Origin of the sequence: Ningiella ruwaisensis, from assembly GCF_004798935.1 — a bacterium.
Taxonomy (GTDB): Bacteria; Pseudomonadota; Gammaproteobacteria; order Enterobacterales; family Alteromonadaceae; genus Glaciecola; species Glaciecola ruwaisensis.
This window is the reverse complement of record NZ_RAHT01000003.1, coordinates 245,445-263,139: the sequence shown is the minus strand read 5'-3', so window position 1 is coordinate 263,139 and position 17,695 is coordinate 245,445. Positions and strand designations below refer to the sequence as shown.

Genomic DNA, 17,695 nt, shown 5'->3' with positions numbered 1-17,695 from the left:
GTCCTCTACCACTCTGCCAAACTCCGTCCTCCTCAATCATTTCTAAGATGTCTGTCCCCAAACATTCGATTAATGCTTGATCGTTCCCGCTTCAGTAAATGCACTAAAGTTGTCCGCATGAATGTTTTCTACATCCACGGCATCGAATCGATACTCAGTATGACAAAACTGACAGTTCATTTTTATCTCGCCATCTTCTTGAACTATCTGTAAAAGCTCCGATTTAGGCACATTTCTCAAGGCTTGAGCACTTCTCGCCTTCGAGCAATCACACTCAAATACCACCTCTTGCGGCTGGTATAACCTGACATCTTCTTCATGAAATAATCGACGTATAATTTCTTGAGCAGGTAAGCCCAGTAATTCTTCATCAGTAATTGTGTTGGCAAGTACGCTCAGATCTTCAAAGTCCTTGTTTTCACTTGCCTGATAGGTTTCGCTAGTCTGGGGTACGATTTGTAAAAGCATGCCTGACGCTAGATTATTGTCTGTCCCCGACGCATTTCCAGACGCTCGACTATTGTCTGTCCCCAACGCATTTGTTTCAGAAGTTTGAGAGTTGATTCGCGTGCTCAAATACACTTTTGTAAGCAGTTGCTCAGACTGCAAAAAATAATTTTCCAGGCAAGCGGCTAAGCTTTCCTGATCAAGCGCCACCACTCCCTGATATCGTTCTCCATCAAATGGCGCCAATGTTATGGCTAACACGCCCTTTTTGAATAAAGACTGAAAATCATTGGGCAAGTCACTAACGCTTTCATCCCAGCGCGCCACGCCTCTGAGCTTTTGTTCGTGTGTACCGTTTATTACGGCATATTTTACTAGGCCTTCACTTTGGATCTGAAGTGCGATTTCGCCTTTAAATTTCAAAGTCGCTGTTAATAAGCTTGCTGCGGCCATCAGTTCTCCAAGTAATCTGGCAATGGGTGCAGGATACTGATATGAGGCGAGGATCTGTTGATAACTTTTTTCTAACTGAACAATTTCGCCTCTCACGGCGCGCTTCTCAAATAAAAATCGAGAAAGTGAATCTGTCATTGAAGTACCTTATTGGTGTTTAAATTTAATAATTTGTCTGCGCTGCTTCTTATCAGGTCGACTATCAGGTTTTGGACTGTGAAACGCGCTTAATTTTCTTGCTTCTGCATTTCTTTCTCTAAGCTCAATACTCTCCTGCGTTTCTGTGTACATTTGTTGTGCAAGCGGAGCAGATTGCCGCTTCTCTTCAACTTTTTCTATAACGACGGTTTTTACGTCAAAACCTGCCGGGATTTTTACTACTGCTCCTGCCTCAGCAATACGGCTAGGTTTAGCTCGTTGTCCATTATAAGTAATCTTCCCTGCAGCGATTAAATCCCGCGCCAAACTTCTGGTTTTACAAAAGCGCGCCGCCCATACCCACTTATCCAAGCGGACGCCTGCAAGTTGCGAACTTGTCTGTCCTTTCTGTGGCGTTTTTTGAGGTTTCGCTTTATTGCTCATTTCGGTTAGGCTCGCATATTCTGTGATTCACTTTAGTTTTTACTTACTACGCTTATAAATACAGATTAGATAGTCCAAAGCACTTTATATCATCGATTTTAATGCACTTTTGTTAAAAATGATGGTCACAAAGCTATAAAATTTTTATAACAAATGCCTGTGGCTATTGTTCATCATCGCTACACTAGCTATGATTACACTCCTAAAATGAAGTAAGCCAGTTTGAATTGAGAAGCAATGACACTCGAAACGCGTGTATTAACGCCTGTAAGCCGATTTTATCAAGAAAACGATCAAAAAATCATTTTGATGATTGTCATTATTCTTAGTTTGTATCTGGTATCGCTCGCAGCAAAACTAACTTGGCGCATACTTCCTCAACCTGAGCTTGCCACCCGTTTTGAACAAAACCTGTCCGTAAGTGGCAACATTGGGACGCAATCAAATAAAACCAACCTTGATAAACTCCTTGCCTTAAATCTTTTTGGCGATGCCAGCGCAAAACCTGTTGAAGTACAGGAAGTAACTGACGCTCCTGAAACTAAACTAAACTTAGTACTATCGGGCGTTGTCGCCAGCACTGCAGAAAATGGCGGGGCCGCCGTTATCGAATATAGAAACAATCAAAACACCTATGGCATTGGTGATAAAATTGAAGGCACGCAAGTGACGCTCGATGAAATATATGCTGACCGGGTGATCATAAAAAATCGTGCCACGCGCGAGACGCTGATGCTGGAGGGCCTGGATTTTGAGGAAGCAAATCGGCTACGAGAGCAAAATGCGCCAATTGAAAGCGGGCAAAGCCAAACTCCACAAACTGTTGCCTCGCGTGGAGGAAGCGTTGCAGCGAATCCACGAGCCAGTCAATTTAGGCAAGTACAAGAAAAGCTACGCGCTGAACCTGCCAGCTTCACTGACTACATCCGCTTATTACCGTATCAGGAAGATGGCATGATCTTGGGCTATCGCGTCTCGCCGGGCAAAGATCCGGCTTTATTCAATGATATTGGGCTTAAAGACGGTGATGTGGTCATTGAACTAAATGGATACGATTTATCAGATAATGCACAGGCAAGCGAAGCCGTTACCCTGCTTAATGATGCTAGCACATTGGATTTAGAAGTCATCAGAAACGATGAATACATCTCGCTAAGCTTAGATATTCCAAGGGATGAATAATATGAAGGTAGTATATTTATGAAAAAACCGGAGCCTAAATTGAGTTTTCGCCAGCTCCGAGCGGGCCTGAGTTTCGCGTTCGGCATTACGCTAATGGTGTCGCTTGCTTCTTTGTCCACCACTTGGCTTAGTAATGGTCAAGCCTATGCTGCCGAATACCAGCCTAATTTTAAAAACACTGAGATAACTGAATTTATCAACATCGTCGGTAAAAATTTAAGAAAGACCATTATTGTCGATCCGAATGTCCGCGGAAAAATAAGCATCAGAAGCTACGATTTACTTACTGAAGAACAGTATTACCAGTTCTTTTTAAACGTTTTGCAAGTCTATGATTTTGCTGTTGTTGAGATGCCGAATGGTATACTAAAAGTGGTGCGCTCAAAGGACGCTAAATCGTCAAATATTCCGGTAGTTGAAGGCACGCGTTTTGATGGCGATGAAATGATCACCCGCGTGGTTCCGGTTTATAATGTGCCGGTAAGAGAGCTCGCCCCCATTTTGCGACAGCTAAATGATCAGCAAGGGGGAGGCAACGTTGTCAGTCACGACCCATCCAACGTAATGATGCTTACTGGGCGCGCCGCTGTAGTTAATCGCCTTGTTGAATTAATTGAGCGAGTGGATCAGGCCGGTGATGAAGAGGTTGAGGTAATCAAATTAAAATATGCCTCAGCATCAGAAATGGTCCGCATCATCGAAAGTATAAACAATTCAGCGGGTAAACAAGCAGCTGGAGGTAAGGCGCCACCCCGAATAGTCGCAGATGATCGCACCAACTCAGTAATTGTTAGTGGGGATGTTAAAGCGCGCCAAAGACTTATCAATCTAATTGAGCGCATGGATCAGGAGTTAGAATCCAGCGGTAACACTCGCGTTATCTTTTTAAATTATGCAAAAGCAGAAGATTTAGTCCAGGTATTACAAGGTGTGAGTGCAACAATCCAGGCAGAGGGTCAGGGACAGGCACAAACACAGCGCAGAGGTGCTAACGGAAATCGAGATGTCAGTATTGATGCTCACGAAGATAGTAATTCTCTAGTCATAACCGCAGAACCGGATATGATGCGCTCACTTGAGGAGGTAATTCGGCAACTAGACGTTCGCCGTGCACAGGTTCAGGTGGAGGCTATCATCGTTGAAGTGCTTGAAAGTGATGGCGTCACACTAGGTGTTCAGTGGGTCTCTGAAGACGGCGGTGGAACGCAGTTCACTAATGGCGTAATTCCCGTTGGCTCGCTTGGCGTTGCGCTACGTGAAGCAGAAGATAGAACCGTTACAAGAACCACAACTTCAGCAAATGGCGTTCCCGTAGAAACTCAGGAAACCATTGAGGGGAATTTAACTCCACTTGCACAGCTACTAGGCGGCGCGAATGGCTTGATAGCGGGCGTAATTGAAAACGGCTGGGGAGCAGTAGTTCAGGCCGTCAGTAACGACACAAACTCAAATATTTTAGCGACACCGCATCTGACGACCATGGACAATGAGGAAGCATTTTTCATCGTCGGGCAGGAAGTGCCGATCATCACTGGCACAACAACCGGTGCGAACAATTCAAACCCTTTTCAAACGGTTGAACGTCAAGAAGTTGGTATAAAACTAAAAGTCACGCCTCAAATCAATGAAGGTGACGCGGTTCAAATGACCATTGAGCAGGAAGTATCAAGCGTAAGCGGTGCCACTTCCGTTGATATTTCAATCAACAAACGCGAAATCAAAACCACTGTGATTGTAGATGATGGCGGCACCATTGTGCTAGGCGGTCTAATTGACGATGACGTCCAAGAGAGTGTATCTAAGGTGCCTTTGTTAGGCGATATACCCATTCTTGGACACTTGTTTAAAACGACTTCCACCAGCAAGCGAAAGCGCAATCTTATGGTTTTTTTACGTCCAACGATTGTTCGAGATGGCGTGACCATGAACGAAATCAGTCATCGAAAATATAATTATATTCGCGCTCAGCAGCTCGATCGTCAATCTCAAGGTATACCCTTGATGCCATATACTGATGGCCCAGATTTACCGGCGTGGGATGATAAATTGACGCTTCCGCCATCGTTTGAAGAGTACCTGCTCGAGAAGAAAAAAGCGGAACAAAACTGATGCAGGAGCCTCTAGACAAACTTGACCAAGATGCGCACAGCCAAGCGCCTCATAATGATGATTTGCACCAGGCAGAGCTAGAGGCAACTGCTCAAGCCATGCCTGATGAGGATGAAGCCTACGGTGCGCAAGTCCCCTTTTCGTTTGCAAAAAGGCATAAAGTCTTACTCGGCTTGGATACCGATCCTTTAACACTCTTTTATACCCAGCAAACGCATCTTAAAAGCATTGCCGAGGTACGCCGCTATGTGGACGAACCGATTATGCTAAAACTGCTTGACGATAATGCTTTTGAACAGGTACTGACAGATTCATTCCAAAGGGATTCTTCTGAGGCGAAACAATTAATGGAAGATTTGGGTAATGAAAGTGATTTGTTCGCACTTGCTGAAGATTTACCCGATACAGAAGACCTTCTCGATAGTGAAGATGACGCACCAATCATTAAGCTGATTAATGCGATGCTCGGCGAAGCGATTAAAGAAGGAGCCTCGGATATTCATATCGAGACCTTTGAAAATCAGTTAGTTGTGCGTTTTCGGGTAGATGGCGTTTTAAGGGAAATTTTGCGCCCAAATCGCAAGATGTCGTCGATGCTGGTTTCACGTATTAAAGTCATGTCAAAAATGGATATTGCCGAGAAACGCGTGCCGCAAGATGGCAGGATCAGTCTTCGGATTGGCGGACGAGCTGTAGATGTCAGGGTGTCGACCATGCCATCAAGTCATGGCGAACGTGTGGTGCTTCGATTACTTGATAAAAACAACGCGCGTTTAAATCTCGAAGATTTGGGCATGACCTTAAAAAATCGGGAATACTTCTCATCGTTGATCCGAAAGCCTCACGGTATCATTCTAGTAACCGGTCCCACAGGCTCAGGTAAAAGTACAACACTGTACGCCGGATTATCTGAAATTAACTCGAAAGACCGCAACATATTGACCGTTGAAGATCCTATCGAATTCGATTTGGAAGGAATAGGCCAAACACAGGTCAATACTAAAGTGGACATGACCTTTGCGCGTGGTTTGCGCGCGATATTACGTCAAGATCCAGATGTGGTGATGGTGGGCGAAATCCGTGACCTTGAAACGGCTCAGATTGCCGTACAAGCGAGTTTAACCGGGCATTTGGTCTTATCAACACTACACACTAATACCGCTGCCGGTGCGATAACTCGACTTGAAGATATGGGTATCGAACCCTTTCTTTTATCTTCCAGTTTGTTGTCTGTCCTCTCACAGCGACTCGTTAGAACGCTGTGCCCGGAGTGCAAAACGCCTCATTCACCATCGCTGCGCGAAGCGGAGATTTTGGGTATTCCCGCAAGTTCTGATGCGGTAATTTATAACCCTAAAGGATGCGTTCAGTGCAACTATACCGGCTATCGGGGGCGAACCGGAATACACGAGCAACTCATTGTCGATGAAACCGTTCGCGAGATGATGCATGATGGGCGCGGCGAACAAGCCATTGAAAAGTATATTCGCAAGTCTACTCCATCTATTCGTCAAGATGGCTGCGATAAGGTGCTAACAGGGATAACTTCCTTGGAAGAAGTGCTTCGAGTGACAAGAGAAGAGTAATGCCAGCCTTTGCCTACAAAGCGCTCGACACGCGCGGACGAAATAAAACAGGTGTATTGGAAGGCGATACGGCCAGACAAATACGTCAGCAACTTCGTGAAAAAGCGCTTATACCGGTTGAAGTTAATAAGGTTGCAGAAGAAAAAACCAGCAAACCCTCCTTCTCACTTTTCACGCCCGGTATTTCAGCAGGAGATTTAGCGCTTCTCACTCGCCAAATGGCAACGCTTATTGAATCGGCGCTTCCGATTGAAGAAGCCTTACTGGCGGTAGCCGAGCAGTGTGAAAAGCCCAGATATAAAAATATGATGATGGCCGTTCGCTCAAAAGTAGTAGAAGGGCATAGTCTGGCAAAAGCCATGGGAGATTTCCCTCGCGTATTTGATACGCTTTTCAGAGCCATGGTCGCCGCTGGTGAGCGTTCTGGACATCTTGATACCGTGTTGAATCGTTTGGCAGACTACACCGAAAAAAAACAACGTACGTCGAGTCAAATTACGCAGGCGATGGTTTACCCCATCGTGATGTTAATTGTAGCATTTGGTGTTGTGATCATGCTATTGACGGTAGTTGTACCTGAAATTGTCGGGCAATTTGACACGATGGGTCAAGAGCTCCCATTGATAACGCGCATCTTGATTGGGTTAAGCGAAGCCGTTCAGGCTTATGGGCTGATTGCTGCAATATTATTGGCAGTATTGATTTTACTAATTAATCGTGTGCTGCAAATTCCGCGCTTTAAACTAGCCTGGCATAAGCGAATTCTTTTTTTGCCTGTTGTTGGTAAGCTTGCCCGTGGAACTAACACCGCCCGCTTTGCTCAAACATTAAGTATATTATCGGCAAGCTCTGTGCCCTTGCTCGAATCGATGCGCATTGCGGGTAATGTTTTGGAAAACTTACATTTACAAAATCTGGTCCAGGAGGCTGCAGTGCACGTCAAAGAAGGCTCTAGTTTAAGGGCGGCTCTTGATAAAACTCGCGTATTCCCGCCGATGATGATGCACATGATAGCCTCTGGCGAGCGCTCAGGCGAATTACAGCAGATGCTGGCGCGAGCCGCTGATAACCAAGAGCGGGAGTTAGAAGCAACAATTGGCATATCTTTAAAGATTTTTGAGCCAATATTAATTGTATCGATGGCTGCCATTGTGCTCTTTATTGTAATGGCTATACTCATGCCAATACTTGAACTAAATAATTTAGCTGGAATGTAAAGGAAAGTAACTATGATGTCTTGTTCCCAGTCTCGTTTAAATACTGCGGCAGCTCGTATTGCAGCACCTTCAAACATGCGCGGATTTACGCTGATTGAAGTGATGATTGTTATTTTTATCATTGGGATGATAGCGGCTTTGGTTATCCCTAATGTAGGCGGCCAACAATCCGCTGCCGAATTAAAAAAAGCAGCCATTGATATTCAAAGTCTGGAAAGTAATTTGCAAATGTACCGTTTAAACGCAAGTCGCTATCCTACTACCGAACAAGGTCTTGAAGCCTTGGTTTCCATGCCAACTATCGAACCTATTCCAAAAAACTATCCTGAAGGTGGGTTCATCAGCCGACTTCCCAAAGACCCTTGGGGCAATGACTATGTATTGTTAAGCCCGGGTGAAATCAAACCGGTCGAAGTATATTCTTTCGGACCCGATGGTATTGATGGTACCGAGGATGATATTGGCAGTTGGAACATCAATGATTACCTATAGCTGTAGCTCGGCTAGCGCAATGAGATAGCGTGTTGGACTAGCGCAATGACATATTCGCTGGATGTTTATCAAAGTGAGTAAAGAAATATGAACAGTCAGCTAAGCGCCAGTAAGCCACAGCTTATCAATGATTATCAGGCGCTGGGTCAGCAAAAGCGAATCAAGGGTTTTACACTGATTGAACTTTTGGCTGTGATTTTTATTATTGGTCTGGTTGTTTCGCTCGTTTCATTTACCGTTATTGGCGAAGATCCCCAGGACAAAATAGAAGAGCAGACTCGTCGTCTACAAGTGATTTTTGATATGGCAAGCGATTATGCCGTGCTCAATCAAATGCAGCTTGGTCTGCGCATTGATGATAAAGAAATGAGCTATGAGTTTGTCGCGCTAGACGATGAGCAAAAATGGTCGCCAATTGATACCCAAGCCATCTTTTCTAAAACGCAGTTACCGGAACACGTCACCCTTGAACTCACTCTTGAGGGTTTAGAGTGGCAATCAGAGGACAGTCTATTTGACTCGCGCATATTTGATGAAACCTTAAGCGTCAGCGAGGATAGTGTACAAATTGGAAACGAAGAGGATATAGAGCCAGAACCTCCTCAAGTGCTCATTCTGTCAAGCGGCGAAATCACGCCCTTTGAATTACGTTTGATTTTCGATGAGCCTTTCTCAAATGATCCACCTTTCTTCTTTGCACTGCAAGGCGACGAAGTGCCACCATTGACACGAGTTGGGCCAGAACCTTTATGAGAACTTTAAACGCCCAGCTTGGGTTTACACTTCTGGAAATAATGGTCGCGCTGGCGGTATTTGCACTTGCCGGAGCGGCTGTTATTAAAAGCACCGGAGAGCATCTTCGCTCTGTAAGTATGCTGCAGGACATCACTTTTGCCACATACGTTGCCAATAATCAGCTTACTAAAGCGAATCTGATGGCAAATCGTCGCTGGCCCCCTGAAACTGATGAACGTGGCGAAGTAGAAATGAACAATCGAACCTGGTATTGGCAGCAACAGGTCGTTAAAACTGCAGACGATGATTTGTTACAAGTCAGTATCACGGTGTATGAGGATGAGCAGTTGTCTCAGGCTATCACGAGTGTCACAACCTACATGGCAAAAGAATGACTGTCCCCGCTTTATTGCCCGCTCGCATGGCGTCACGCGCTATTAAAAAAAATAATATAAAAAAGACTGTCCTCGCAAAAGGCTTTACCTTAGTTGAGTTAATCATCGCTATTGCTATTTTTGGCTTGATTGCCCTTGCCGCTAATCAAGTGTTGAGTCAGGTAACTGGCAGTAGTGAGCTCTCTGATGCCGAACTTGAAGAACTGCAGAATTTGCAACGTGCCATGTTAGTTATAGAGCGTGACTTTCAGCAGATGGTTGACAGAGTTCCGCGAATTCAAGGGCAAGACAATGAATTGGTCGTCACCGGCGGTGAATATGAGTTTGAAAGCGACGCATACGGAATTGGCTTTGTGAGAAATGGCTGGCATAACCCACAGTTATTGCTGCCAAGAAGTTCGTTGCAAAATGTGGCTTATCGTCTGCAAGACAATCAGCTACAGCGTCTGCATACCAATTTTGTAGATTCTGTCATAGGCACGGAACCAAAAGTCCGCGTTTTGCTTGAAGGCATCGAAGACTTTAAAGTGGAAGTCTTACGACAAATCGGGGATGACGATGATTTCGAATGGGAAGAAACGGTTGTTAGCACAGAATTGCCACTGGCATTTAAGATAAGTATTCGTTCTGCCAAATACGGCAATATTCAGCGCATTTTTGCTGTGAGCGCTTAACATGAATTCAAGGTATCCACATCAAAAACAACAGCAAGGCGTAGCCTTGGTGGTGGTTGTGCTAATTGTAGCGCTTGTTGTGGTGCTTGCCACACAAATGATGGGACGTTTGCAGCTTAATGTGATTCGCACGCAAAACATCAAGGATAATAATCAGGCTTATTGGTACGCACTGGGTGCAGAAGAGTTTGCGCGCAAGTCTATCTCTCAGTTGCTTGCCCTGAGTGACGACAACATCAATTTGAGCCAGCCTTGGGCGCAAACCTTTGAATATCCCGTTGACGGAGGGACTATTAAAGCGGAATTATTCGATATGCAGTCTTGCTTTAATCTCAATGCAGTAAATGCCATTCCGCCCTCTCAAGGAAACAATACAGATGAACAGAATTCTGACGACGATGATCCCAATCTTGCTGATGAACTTGCCGCGCAACCGGTAAATCAGGAGCGTCAACAAAATCCAAACAATGCGAATCGATTACCCAGTCAAATTGCATTTTCTCGCCTGCTGGAGTTTTATGCGCAGGATAGTTTTGTGGTTGATACAGTGACCGATTCACTTATCGACTGGCTCGATGCGGACGACAATCCCAGTAACTATGGTGCAGAAGACTTAGATTATGAATCTCTTGTCTCCCCCTACTTAGCGGCAAATAATACACTTTCCAGTAAAACCGAGCTTAGATTGGTTAAAGGTGTTAGTGAGGGTATCGAAAGCGGATGGCTGAAAGAATTATTACCCTTGGTTTGTGTGGTGCCAGATCAGGTCATGAGACTAAACGTTAACACAGTCACTGAAAGGCAGGCCCCTGTATTAGCTGCGCTTTTAGGTGATACCATCGATACGGCGCAAACGATTATTGCAAATCGTCCGCCAGAGGGGTTTAATAGTGTCGATGATTTTAGAAGCTTGCCGGCGGTATCAGCGCTGAACCTAACGCCAGCAGAATTAGAGTGGTTTGTCATTAAGACCAGTTATTTTCAGTTAAGTACAACAGCCAAGTATAATGATGCACGATTTAGACTCGTCACATTATTTGAAGTTGATAGCGGCGATAATGGCGTTAGAGTAGTAAGGCGAGAGTTTGGAGGCTTTTAGCGAGTGCAACGATTAATATTACGCTTGGGAAGTGAGCTTGAGCAGGCTGTACCCTGGTTGGTATATAACGATGACGAACAAGAGATCATCGCCTCTGGCGAACTGCCAAGCGCAGCAGAATTATCCAGTTTAAAAGAGCGTGCCGATAGTAGCGAAGTGATTGGACTGCTGTGTGCGTCAAATACCTTTATTAGTTCTGTCGAATTACCGCCAAATGCTTCTCGCAAAGTATTAAGTGCTATCCCATTTATGCTGGAAGAGGATATCTGCGGTGATATCAACGCTCAGTTTGTTGCCCTTGGCAAAAAAATTGATAACAAGCAAAGTGTGGCAGTCATAGCCCATGAAAAAATCGAACATTGGCAACGAGTCTTCAATGATGCGGGCATATTCTGCCAAAAGCTATATCCCGATGTTTTGTGCTTACCTGTTCATGAAAATGCTTACAGTCTTGTTCAGTTAAACGATACTCTGCTTGCACGATTTGATGCATTTTTTGGTGCCGACGGAGAACCCGCATGGCTACTTGATTTAATCAAACAAAAAGCAAAACTGGAAGAAAAAGCCCTGAATTGTTACTCAGATATTGATGGGCTTGAGCAAACAGATGGATCTGATATTGAGTGTCAATATAATTATGATGACCTTCCGCTGTTGCTTATGCTCAAATCGATTAACGATACCAGCATAAACCTTTTTCAGGGAAAGTATGCGGTTAAACGCCAAGGTAATGCTACCTGGAACAAGTGGAAAATCGCTGCCATCTTAGCGGGTGTTGCGCTCAGCGTGAATCTGGTGTCAAAAACGCTAGAGCTGAATGAGTTAAAGGCGCAGCGAAGCGCAATCAATCAAGAAATCCGAGAGACGATCACACAAGCTTTTCCCGATATTGGTCAGTATCGAAATGCGCGGCTAGCTATTGAACGTAAAATGACGGCACTGGAGCAAGCTGGTGGCGACTTAAGTATGCTGGCAATCATGTCTCAGCTCAGTGACGCTTTTGCCAGCTCTGGCGTAAGCCCTCAAACCTTGCGCTATGATGCCAGTCGAACCGAGCTTCGCATGCAGTCGGTAGCTAATAACTTTGAATCGCTTGAACGCTTCAGGCGAGATATTCAAGCCTTGGGTTTTGAAGTAGAACAAGGAGCAATCAACAATCAGGGCGAGCAAGTTGTAGGTGTTATCGTTGTGAAAGGGTAAGGGAAAGAAGATGTCGATGTTGCAAAGTGTAAAACAAAAATTTTTCGCGTTGAGCGAGCGCGAACGTATATTGAGCATTATTGCCGGTGTTGTCAGCATAATTGTGTTGTTTTACTTTTTGCTTTGGTCACCGCTTAATCAGGCAATCGAAACGCAATCACAAAGTCTGAAAGCCGACAAACAACTTATGGCTTGGGTGCAAGAGCAAGCGTCTCGCGCTCAACTGTTACGCCGTTCTGGGCAGGTCAATCAGTTTAATGGATCACTTACGCAACTTGTCAATCAAACCACGCGCGCTGCAAATATATCAGTCTCCCGATTACAGCCTCAAGATGATGAGCTGCAAGTATGGATTGATAGCGTACCTTTTAATACGCTTATGCAATGGCTGGATACCTTAGAAAAACAAGGGGTAATTATCATTCAATCAGATTTTAGTGAAACCAACGAGGATGGCTTTGTGCAAGTCAGACGCCTTCAGCTAGGAAAAGCTTAAGATGAAAGCCTGGCAGTGGATTATTTTTCTCGTTTTCGCCTACCTTGTTTTTCTCGTGGTCCATCTACCTGCAAGCTATGTCGCAGAGACGGTACAAAAGCAAAGTAAGGGGGACATTCAAATGGCAGGCGTTTCAGGCACGCTCTTTAAGGGGCAGGCCCTGGCTTTAGACGCAAACGGCTTTATCGTAAATAATATTAACTGGAATTTAAGCCCCCTTTCTCTATTTCTTTTAAAAGCAAACATTGATTTGCAGGGCGGTGTGCTTCGTTCGCAAGAACAACCTTATGTTAAAGCAAATGCTGTTTTATCTTTGTTATCGCCGGAACATTTTACTTTACGTAATGCTGAGATTTTATTGCCTGCTAAAAGCGTATTGTCCCAGTTTCCCCTCCCTGTTGCGGTCACTGCCAACGGACGTTTTAGGGTAGATATTCAGCATTTGGAAATGGCGCCTCAATGCACAGAACTTGTTGGCACTGGCGCATGGCTAAATGCGCTTGTAGATACTCCGCAACAGCCAGTCGATTTAGGCAACTTTGAAGCCAATTTAAAATGCGAGGATGGCAATCTTATTGTGAGCATTGTGGAGCCAAACAGTCTTCAGCTTAGTGCCGATATTTTAGTGGATACCCAAGGCAATTATGAAGTAAACGGGCAGTTTAAGCCGTCGCAAGATTTGCCAGAGGTGATTCAACAGGCCTCCGCTTTTTTTCCTGAAGGAGAAAATGGGTTTTATCGGATAGAATTATAAGCCCTGCTGATGCTTTTTGCAGTGTATGACGATGTATGGCCTTTTTTTAGCTATATTCCGCTTAGCTTTCATCAAACAGACTGGCATGCACAAACGGACTTAGAGTCAGGATGCTCGCACTGGTATAAATACTTTTGCGAGTTTCTAAACCCTGTGTGAGCTGACCTATTGCCCCACCTTTTTGCTTAATATTGTGCGTATTGAAGAGCGCGTCCATTGCATCACCTAATTCGACACCATGAAGCAGCCTCTCGTAAATCGACATTGGCAAGGGCAAGGTAGCGCTTTGTCCATAGCTTATTCTGCTGCCGTTTGATATGCACACTATCGCAAAGGTTTTTGGTCCATCTTCAAATACGTCCACCCCTCCCTCAAAGGCAATATAAAAATCTGCGTCTGGATAGGCTTTTTTGGCATGATTTACTCTGTTAAACGCACCAAGGCGCGTTTGTTCATAGTCCATAGGTTGATTGGGCACGCCTGATTCAACCTCAACCCCTTGAACGCGCAAGTCTGACTGAGGAAACACCTTTTGAAACGCGATCTGAGCTGCATCAATTTTTACTGGATTTTTCGAAGCGATGACTACGCGCATATCAGAGCTCTCTTTTCTCAACATGATGATCCTTGTGATGTAAATCGTGGGGTGAGTCGTGGGGTGAATCGTGGGGTGAATCGTGTGGTGAAAAATTATCGTCAATAATCGACTGAATTATCTGATGATAATTGTTGGTTGTAGGATGGCCAACAATGGTATTTTCAGCTTGTTGGCTATCAGGATTGGTAATACCTAAAGTATAGGCGATGCCGTATTCTTTTGCTGCATCTAATATGCGCTGGCTATCATCAACAAACAGGGTGTGCTGCGGATCAAACCCCAAACGTGCTTGAAGTTTTTCCCATAAGGTTTGCGACTCTTTGGTTACGCCAAATTCATGTGTGGATATCAAAGTATCAATATGCGCATCCAGCTGCGTTTTTTCAACTTTTAAGGACAGACTATTTGGGTGGGCATTGGTTACAAGCACAACTTCTCGCTTACTTTGTTTAAGCGCATCTAAAAAAGGAATGCAATCATCGCGCATGCGAATAAGGTGAGCCAGCTCGTGCTTGGCTGCCATAATATCCATATCAAGTTTCTCAGCCCAATAGTCCAGGCAGTACCACTGAATTTCACCATAAACCTCAGCATAGGCGGCTTTCATATCTTGTTTACAGATTTCGATGCTCTTTGAGCTTCGCTGCGCCAATTTTTTAGGGATCAAATCCAGCCAAAATTGCGTATCAAAATTTAAGTCGAGAAGGGTACCGTCCATGTCTAACAAAACTGTTTCTATCTTATGCCAGGGTAAAAGTGCCAATCTTTTTTCCTTATGCTAATGTTAGGCGAATATTGCCTAGTGTATATTGTGTTGCTTGAATGAGTAAAATTAATCCGAATAAAAAACTGCCGACGATCCATAAAACACAAACCGTCGCACACTCCCGCTTTTTTAAAATTGAACAAGTTGACCTTGAGTTCAGTAACGGTGCAACCCGCGAGTTTGAGCGCATGGGAGGAAGTGGACGTGGCGCCGTAATGATAGTGCCCTTAATTGATGACGACACAATGCTACTTATCCGCGAATATGCCGCCGGCACACACTCTTATCAACTGGGCTTTCCCAAAGGTCTAATCGACCTCGGCGAAACGCCCGAGCAGGCAGCAAACCGTGAACTGCAAGAAGAAGTAGGTTACAAAGCAGATGAGCTTTCACGTTTGCGGTCAGTCATGATGGCACCTACGTTTTTTAACGCCAGCATGCACATTCTGGTAGCAAAGTGTTTAACGCCAAGCAGCCTGGAAGGGGATGAACCTGAGCCGCTTGAAGTGGTCAAATGGTCCATAAACGATGCAGATGCCCTTCTTCAACGGGAAGATTTTGCCGAAGCACGAAGTGTGGCAGCGCTTTTATTGCTGCTGCGCGCCCGACAGCAAAAAGAAGAGGACAGTCACAAAAAAAACGACTCACGCAAGGAAGCCAGCTTATGATGTCCAAATCAATTGATGAACTGCTTGAAATAGCGAAAGAAATCGCGGTAAAAGCGGGTATAGAAATTTTAGATATTTATGACAAAGGAAACTTTGAAACCTTTGAAAAAGAAGATGAGTCACCTGTAACAAGTGCAGACTATAAAGCCAATGAAATTATTACCGAAGCGCTGACACGATTAACACCAAATATTCCGATAATGTCGGAAGAAACCAGTATTCCACCTTTAAAAGAACGCCAGTCCTGGACGCGATATTGGCTTATTGATCCAATTGATGGTACTCAAGAATTCGTCGCACGAAGTGGAGACTTTACGGTAAACATAGCGCTGATCGAACGCCACGAACCGGTGCTTGGCGTTATTTATTGGCCCTGCGGTGAATCCTTGTACTTTGCCAGCAAATCCAAAGGGGCATACAAAAAGTGTCCTATTGAAACAAAGCCTATTTCAGTCAGGCAGTTTTCAGTGCCCAGTGAAGATGTTGTGATGATAGCAATTTCTCGAAGGCAGTCTCGTGAGCGCGTTTTTGAGCGTATGTCATCCAAGCGAAAGTACCAGACCCTGCCCACCGGGAGTTGTTCCTTAAAAGCATGTTTCATTGCAGAAGGAAAAGCAGATGTGTTTATGCGTCTTGGGGTGACAGGAGAGTGGGATACGGGGGCATCACAATGCATCATTAATGAAGCTGGCGGCCAGATAAAGGCAGCGACTTTTGAAGAACTATCTTACAATCAGCGTGAAGAAGTAACCAACCCGGATTTTGTGGTCTTAGGCGATCAGAGAGTTGACTGGCAAAGTATTATCCAGTATCGCTAGTTTGAATGGCAAAGTGAACTGCGAGCGCATCCTGTCAAAGAACTAGGCTTGAATGGCGGTATTGAGGCCTTACACAAGATCGCCATGCTCGGAGATATTTCAAGCTCGCTACCTGTTTCTTTCTACGTAGAAGTTAAACCTTAAAATCAGCCAAGCAATGCTTTCTTTCGATTTTATATTCGATTTTTAGGAATAATGGTGACGCTTTCATGCTCTTCTGAATACTCAATAAGCGCCTCACCGTTTTTTATCTGCGCTTTTACCTGTTCTACTTTATCGAGCAGGCTTATCTCTTGCTCACCGTAGTCTGTCCCTTCCATCAATACAAAACTTTCTATGATGTTGTCCAGCGTTTCTGGCGACAAAGACTCAAAAGGTATAATCATAAACACTCCTTAATAAAGGCAAGAATGCGCTTTGGAAGCCACAATGATGGTGAAAATGGTGAGCCTAACATAAATCCAACGTGACCACCGTGTGCGCTTAATTCATATGCCGTCGTTTTTGATAGATGCTTTGCATTGGGGATCACACGCTTGTCCATAAACGGGTCGTCGGCCGCGTGCAAAATAAGCGTAGGAATCTCAATAGATGGTAAAAAGGTAAGGGCGCTGCATTTGCTGTAATAGTCATTCGCATCGCTAAAACCATGTAGACGTGAAGTGATGTGCTCATCAAATTCCCGAAAGCTCTTAAGCTTTTTAATATCGCTTGCAGAAAGAGAGAGCCAGTCTTGCAGATTGCGCACAGCGTGTTTTTTGATGACATTTTGCTTCATGCTTTTGAGTAAATGCGCCTGGTAGCGTTTTGCAAAGCCTCGATTGATCGCTTCTGCAGACGCGGCCAGATCTATGGGCGCGCTGACACTCACTGCTACTTTAATAAAAGAATGACTGTCCTCGCCCAGTAATTTGAGCAACATATTGCCGCCAAGTGAAAATCCAAGCGCCGCGCAAGGTAAGTGAGGAAAACGCTTGGAGAGGGTATCAAGCACAAACTTCGCATCTTCCGTTTCGCCTGAATGATAGGCCCGGTGGGAGCGATTTATTCGCCCACTACAGCCACGAAAATGCATAACAACACTGAGAAAGTGATTATCTTGTAAATGTGAAACTAAATGCTGTACGTAATGGCTGTTTTTTGAGCCTTCAAGGCCATGAAAAATTATAACCAGTCCGCGATATGAAGGATTGACGCCATTTGTCTTTGCTGGATAGGCAAAACTGAGATCTAAAAAGTCTCCATCGGGTAATTCAAGCTCCTCATCTTCAAAAGACACATCTGGCGAGGACAGACAATATTTTGGAAAAATGGTCTGTATATGGGGATTTTTCGCCCATGTAGGAGCGATAAAATCACTTATCCGTATCTGACCAAATTGCGAAGAAAAGTTATTTAGCTGTCGTAATGTCATTTTGAGCTAA

20 protein-coding genes are annotated in these 17,695 nt (G+C 44.6%); 14 read left to right on the top strand and 6 right to left on the bottom strand.

Annotation, left to right across the window (positions count from 1 at the left end):
• Window positions 1-69: 69 nt before the first annotated feature.
• Together hslO and hslR are read right to left on the bottom strand one after the other, a co-directional pair.
• Entirely contained in the window at window positions 70-1,038 is a 969-nt protein-coding gene (hslO, locus tag D6V41_RS07550) for an Hsp33 family molecular chaperone HslO (protein WP_136250873.1), read from the bottom strand.
• Window positions 1,039-1,047: 9 nt separating this feature from the next.
• Window positions 1,048-1,482: a ribosome-associated heat shock protein Hsp15 gene (gene hslR, locus D6V41_RS07545; protein WP_136250872.1), complete on the bottom strand. Its 435-nt coding sequence runs from the start codon at window positions 1,480-1,482 to the stop codon at window positions 1,048-1,050.
• Window positions 1,483-1,719: 237 nt separating this feature from the next.
• Between hslR and gspC the strand changes: the two genes are divergently transcribed.
• From gspC to D6V41_RS07485, 12 genes are all read left to right on the top strand, one after another.
• On the top strand, window positions 1,720-2,664 hold the full coding sequence (gspC, locus tag D6V41_RS07540) for a type II secretion system protein GspC (protein ID WP_136250871.1): 945 nt from the start codon (window positions 1,720-1,722) through the stop codon (window positions 2,662-2,664).
• A gap of 93 nt (window positions 2,665-2,757) precedes the next feature.
• Entirely contained in the window at window positions 2,758-4,773 is a 2,016-nt protein-coding gene (gene gspD / locus D6V41_RS07535; RefSeq protein ID WP_136251170.1) for a type II secretion system secretin GspD, read from the top strand.
• 98 nt (window positions 4,774-4,871) lie between these two features.
• Window positions 4,872-6,359: a type II secretion system ATPase GspE gene (gene gspE, locus D6V41_RS07530; RefSeq protein WP_179952547.1), complete on the top strand. Its 1,488-nt coding sequence runs from the start codon at window positions 4,872-4,874 to the stop codon at window positions 6,357-6,359.
• Complete coding sequence (gspF, locus tag D6V41_RS07525; protein WP_136250869.1) at window positions 6,359-7,576, top strand: type II secretion system inner membrane protein GspF; 1,218 nt, start codon at window positions 6,359-6,361, stop codon at window positions 7,574-7,576. Before gspE ends, gspF begins: the two co-directional genes overlap by 1 nt.
• Before the next feature lie 75 nt (window positions 7,577-7,651).
• Window positions 7,652-8,068, top strand: a complete 417-nt coding sequence (gene gspG / locus D6V41_RS07520; RefSeq protein WP_136251169.1) for a type II secretion system major pseudopilin GspG — start codon at window positions 7,652-7,654, stop codon at window positions 8,066-8,068.
• 87 nt (window positions 8,069-8,155) lie between these two features.
• Window positions 8,156-8,821, top strand: a complete 666-nt coding sequence (gspH, locus tag D6V41_RS07515) for a type II secretion system minor pseudopilin GspH (RefSeq protein WP_136250868.1) — start codon at window positions 8,156-8,158, stop codon at window positions 8,819-8,821.
• Window positions 8,818-9,198 (top strand): type II secretion system minor pseudopilin GspI, encoded by a 381-nt coding sequence (gspI, locus tag D6V41_RS07510; RefSeq protein WP_136250867.1) that lies wholly within the window; start codon window positions 8,818-8,820, stop codon window positions 9,196-9,198. Before gspH ends, gspI begins: the two co-directional genes overlap by 4 nt.
• Complete coding sequence (gspJ, locus tag D6V41_RS07505) at window positions 9,195-9,872, top strand: type II secretion system minor pseudopilin GspJ (RefSeq protein ID WP_241664462.1); 678 nt, start codon at window positions 9,195-9,197, stop codon at window positions 9,870-9,872. The genes gspI and gspJ overlap by 4 nt, the downstream gene beginning before the upstream one ends.
• Before the next feature lies 1 nt (window position 9,873).
• On the top strand, window positions 9,874-10,971 hold the full coding sequence (gspK, locus tag D6V41_RS07500; protein WP_136250866.1) for a type II secretion system minor pseudopilin GspK: 1,098 nt from the start codon (window positions 9,874-9,876) through the stop codon (window positions 10,969-10,971).
• 3 nt (window positions 10,972-10,974) lie between these two features.
• Entirely contained in the window at window positions 10,975-12,171 is a 1,197-nt protein-coding gene (gspL, locus tag D6V41_RS07495; protein WP_136250865.1) for a type II secretion system protein GspL, read from the top strand.
• Window positions 12,172-12,181: 10 nt separating this feature from the next.
• Window positions 12,182-12,667, top strand: coding sequence for a type II secretion system protein GspM (locus D6V41_RS07490; protein WP_338324240.1), 486 nt, complete (start codon window positions 12,182-12,184; stop codon window positions 12,665-12,667).
• A gap of 1 nt (window position 12,668) precedes the next feature.
• Window positions 12,669-13,421: a type II secretion system protein N gene (locus tag D6V41_RS07485; RefSeq protein WP_136250864.1), complete on the top strand. Its 753-nt coding sequence runs from the start codon at window positions 12,669-12,671 to the stop codon at window positions 13,419-13,421.
• Window positions 13,422-13,482: 61 nt separating this feature from the next.
• On the opposite strand, the gene yjjX is transcribed toward D6V41_RS07485, so the two are convergent.
• Both yjjX and yrfG read right to left on the bottom strand, forming a co-directional pair.
• The gene (gene yjjX / locus D6V41_RS07480; RefSeq protein WP_241664461.1) at window positions 13,483-14,040 is read right to left on the bottom strand and encodes an inosine/xanthosine triphosphatase; all 558 of its coding nucleotides are present in this window, start codon (window positions 14,038-14,040) and stop codon (window positions 13,483-13,485) included.
• The gene (gene yrfG / locus D6V41_RS07475) at window positions 14,018-14,782 is read right to left on the bottom strand and encodes a GMP/IMP nucleotidase (RefSeq protein ID WP_136250863.1); all 765 of its coding nucleotides are present in this window, start codon (window positions 14,780-14,782) and stop codon (window positions 14,018-14,020) included. Before yrfG ends, yjjX begins: the two co-directional genes overlap by 23 nt.
• A gap of 59 nt (window positions 14,783-14,841) precedes the next feature.
• Between yrfG and nudE the strand changes: the two genes are divergently transcribed.
• Window positions 14,842-15,453: an ADP compounds hydrolase NudE gene (nudE, locus tag D6V41_RS07470; protein ID WP_136250862.1), complete on the top strand. Its 612-nt coding sequence runs from the start codon at window positions 14,842-14,844 to the stop codon at window positions 15,451-15,453.
• Window positions 15,450-16,271, top strand: coding sequence for a 3'(2'),5'-bisphosphate nucleotidase CysQ (gene cysQ / locus D6V41_RS07465; protein WP_421907696.1), 822 nt, complete (start codon window positions 15,450-15,452; stop codon window positions 16,269-16,271). The genes nudE and cysQ overlap by 4 nt, the downstream gene beginning before the upstream one ends.
• A 173-nt stretch (window positions 16,272-16,444) precedes the next feature.
• Here cysQ and D6V41_RS07460 read toward each other — a convergent pair whose 3' ends face one another.
• Window positions 16,445-16,657 (bottom strand): YheU family protein, encoded by a 213-nt coding sequence (locus D6V41_RS07460; protein WP_136250861.1) that lies wholly within the window; start codon window positions 16,655-16,657, stop codon window positions 16,445-16,447.
• On the bottom strand, window positions 16,654-17,685 hold the full coding sequence (locus D6V41_RS07455; RefSeq protein WP_136250860.1) for a hydrolase: 1,032 nt from the start codon (window positions 17,683-17,685) through the stop codon (window positions 16,654-16,656). The genes D6V41_RS07460 and D6V41_RS07455 overlap by 4 nt, the downstream gene beginning before the upstream one ends.
• Window positions 17,686-17,695: the final 10 nt, after the last annotated feature.

Bases quoted from the DNA above. Each gene is read 5' to 3' on its own strand.
- hslO (WP_136250873.1), bottom strand. From the start codon at position 1,038: ATGACAGATTCACTTTCTCGATTTTTATTTGAGAAGCGCGCCGTGAGA.
- hslR (WP_136250872.1), bottom strand. From the start codon at position 1,482: ATGAGCAATAAAGCGAAACCTCAAAAAACGCCACAGAAAGGACAGACA.
- gspC (WP_136250871.1), top strand. From the start codon at position 1,720: ATGACACTCGAAACGCGTGTATTAACGCCTGTAAGCCGATTTTATCAA.
- gspD (WP_136251170.1), top strand. From the start codon at position 2,758: ATGGTGTCGCTTGCTTCTTTGTCCACCACTTGGCTTAGTAATGGTCAA.
- gspE (WP_179952547.1), top strand. From the start codon at position 4,872: ATGCCTGATGAGGATGAAGCCTACGGTGCGCAAGTCCCCTTTTCGTTT.
- gspF (WP_136250869.1), top strand. From the start codon at position 6,359: ATGCCAGCCTTTGCCTACAAAGCGCTCGACACGCGCGGACGAAATAAA.
- gspG (WP_136251169.1), top strand. From the start codon at position 7,652: ATGCGCGGATTTACGCTGATTGAAGTGATGATTGTTATTTTTATCATT.
- gspH (WP_136250868.1), top strand. From the start codon at position 8,156: ATGAACAGTCAGCTAAGCGCCAGTAAGCCACAGCTTATCAATGATTAT.
- gspI (WP_136250867.1), top strand. From the start codon at position 8,818: ATGAGAACTTTAAACGCCCAGCTTGGGTTTACACTTCTGGAAATAATG.
- gspJ (WP_241664462.1), top strand. From the start codon at position 9,195: ATGACTGTCCCCGCTTTATTGCCCGCTCGCATGGCGTCACGCGCTATT.
- gspK (WP_136250866.1), top strand. From the start codon at position 9,874: ATGAATTCAAGGTATCCACATCAAAAACAACAGCAAGGCGTAGCCTTG.
- D6V41_RS07490 (WP_338324240.1), top strand. From the start codon at position 12,182: ATGTCGATGTTGCAAAGTGTAAAACAAAAATTTTTCGCGTTGAGCGAG.
- D6V41_RS07485 (WP_136250864.1), top strand. From the start codon at position 12,669: ATGAAAGCCTGGCAGTGGATTATTTTTCTCGTTTTCGCCTACCTTGTT.
- yjjX (WP_241664461.1), bottom strand. From the start codon at position 14,040: ATGTTGAGAAAAGAGAGCTCTGATATGCGCGTAGTCATCGCTTCGAAA.
- nudE (WP_136250862.1), top strand. From the start codon at position 14,842: ATGAGTAAAATTAATCCGAATAAAAAACTGCCGACGATCCATAAAACA.
- cysQ (WP_421907696.1), top strand. From the start codon at position 15,450: ATGATGTCCAAATCAATTGATGAACTGCTTGAAATAGCGAAAGAAATC.
- D6V41_RS07460 (WP_136250861.1), bottom strand. From the start codon at position 16,657: ATGATTATACCTTTTGAGTCTTTGTCGCCAGAAACGCTGGACAACATC.
- D6V41_RS07455 (WP_136250860.1), bottom strand. From the start codon at position 17,685: ATGACATTACGACAGCTAAATAACTTTTCTTCGCAATTTGGTCAGATA.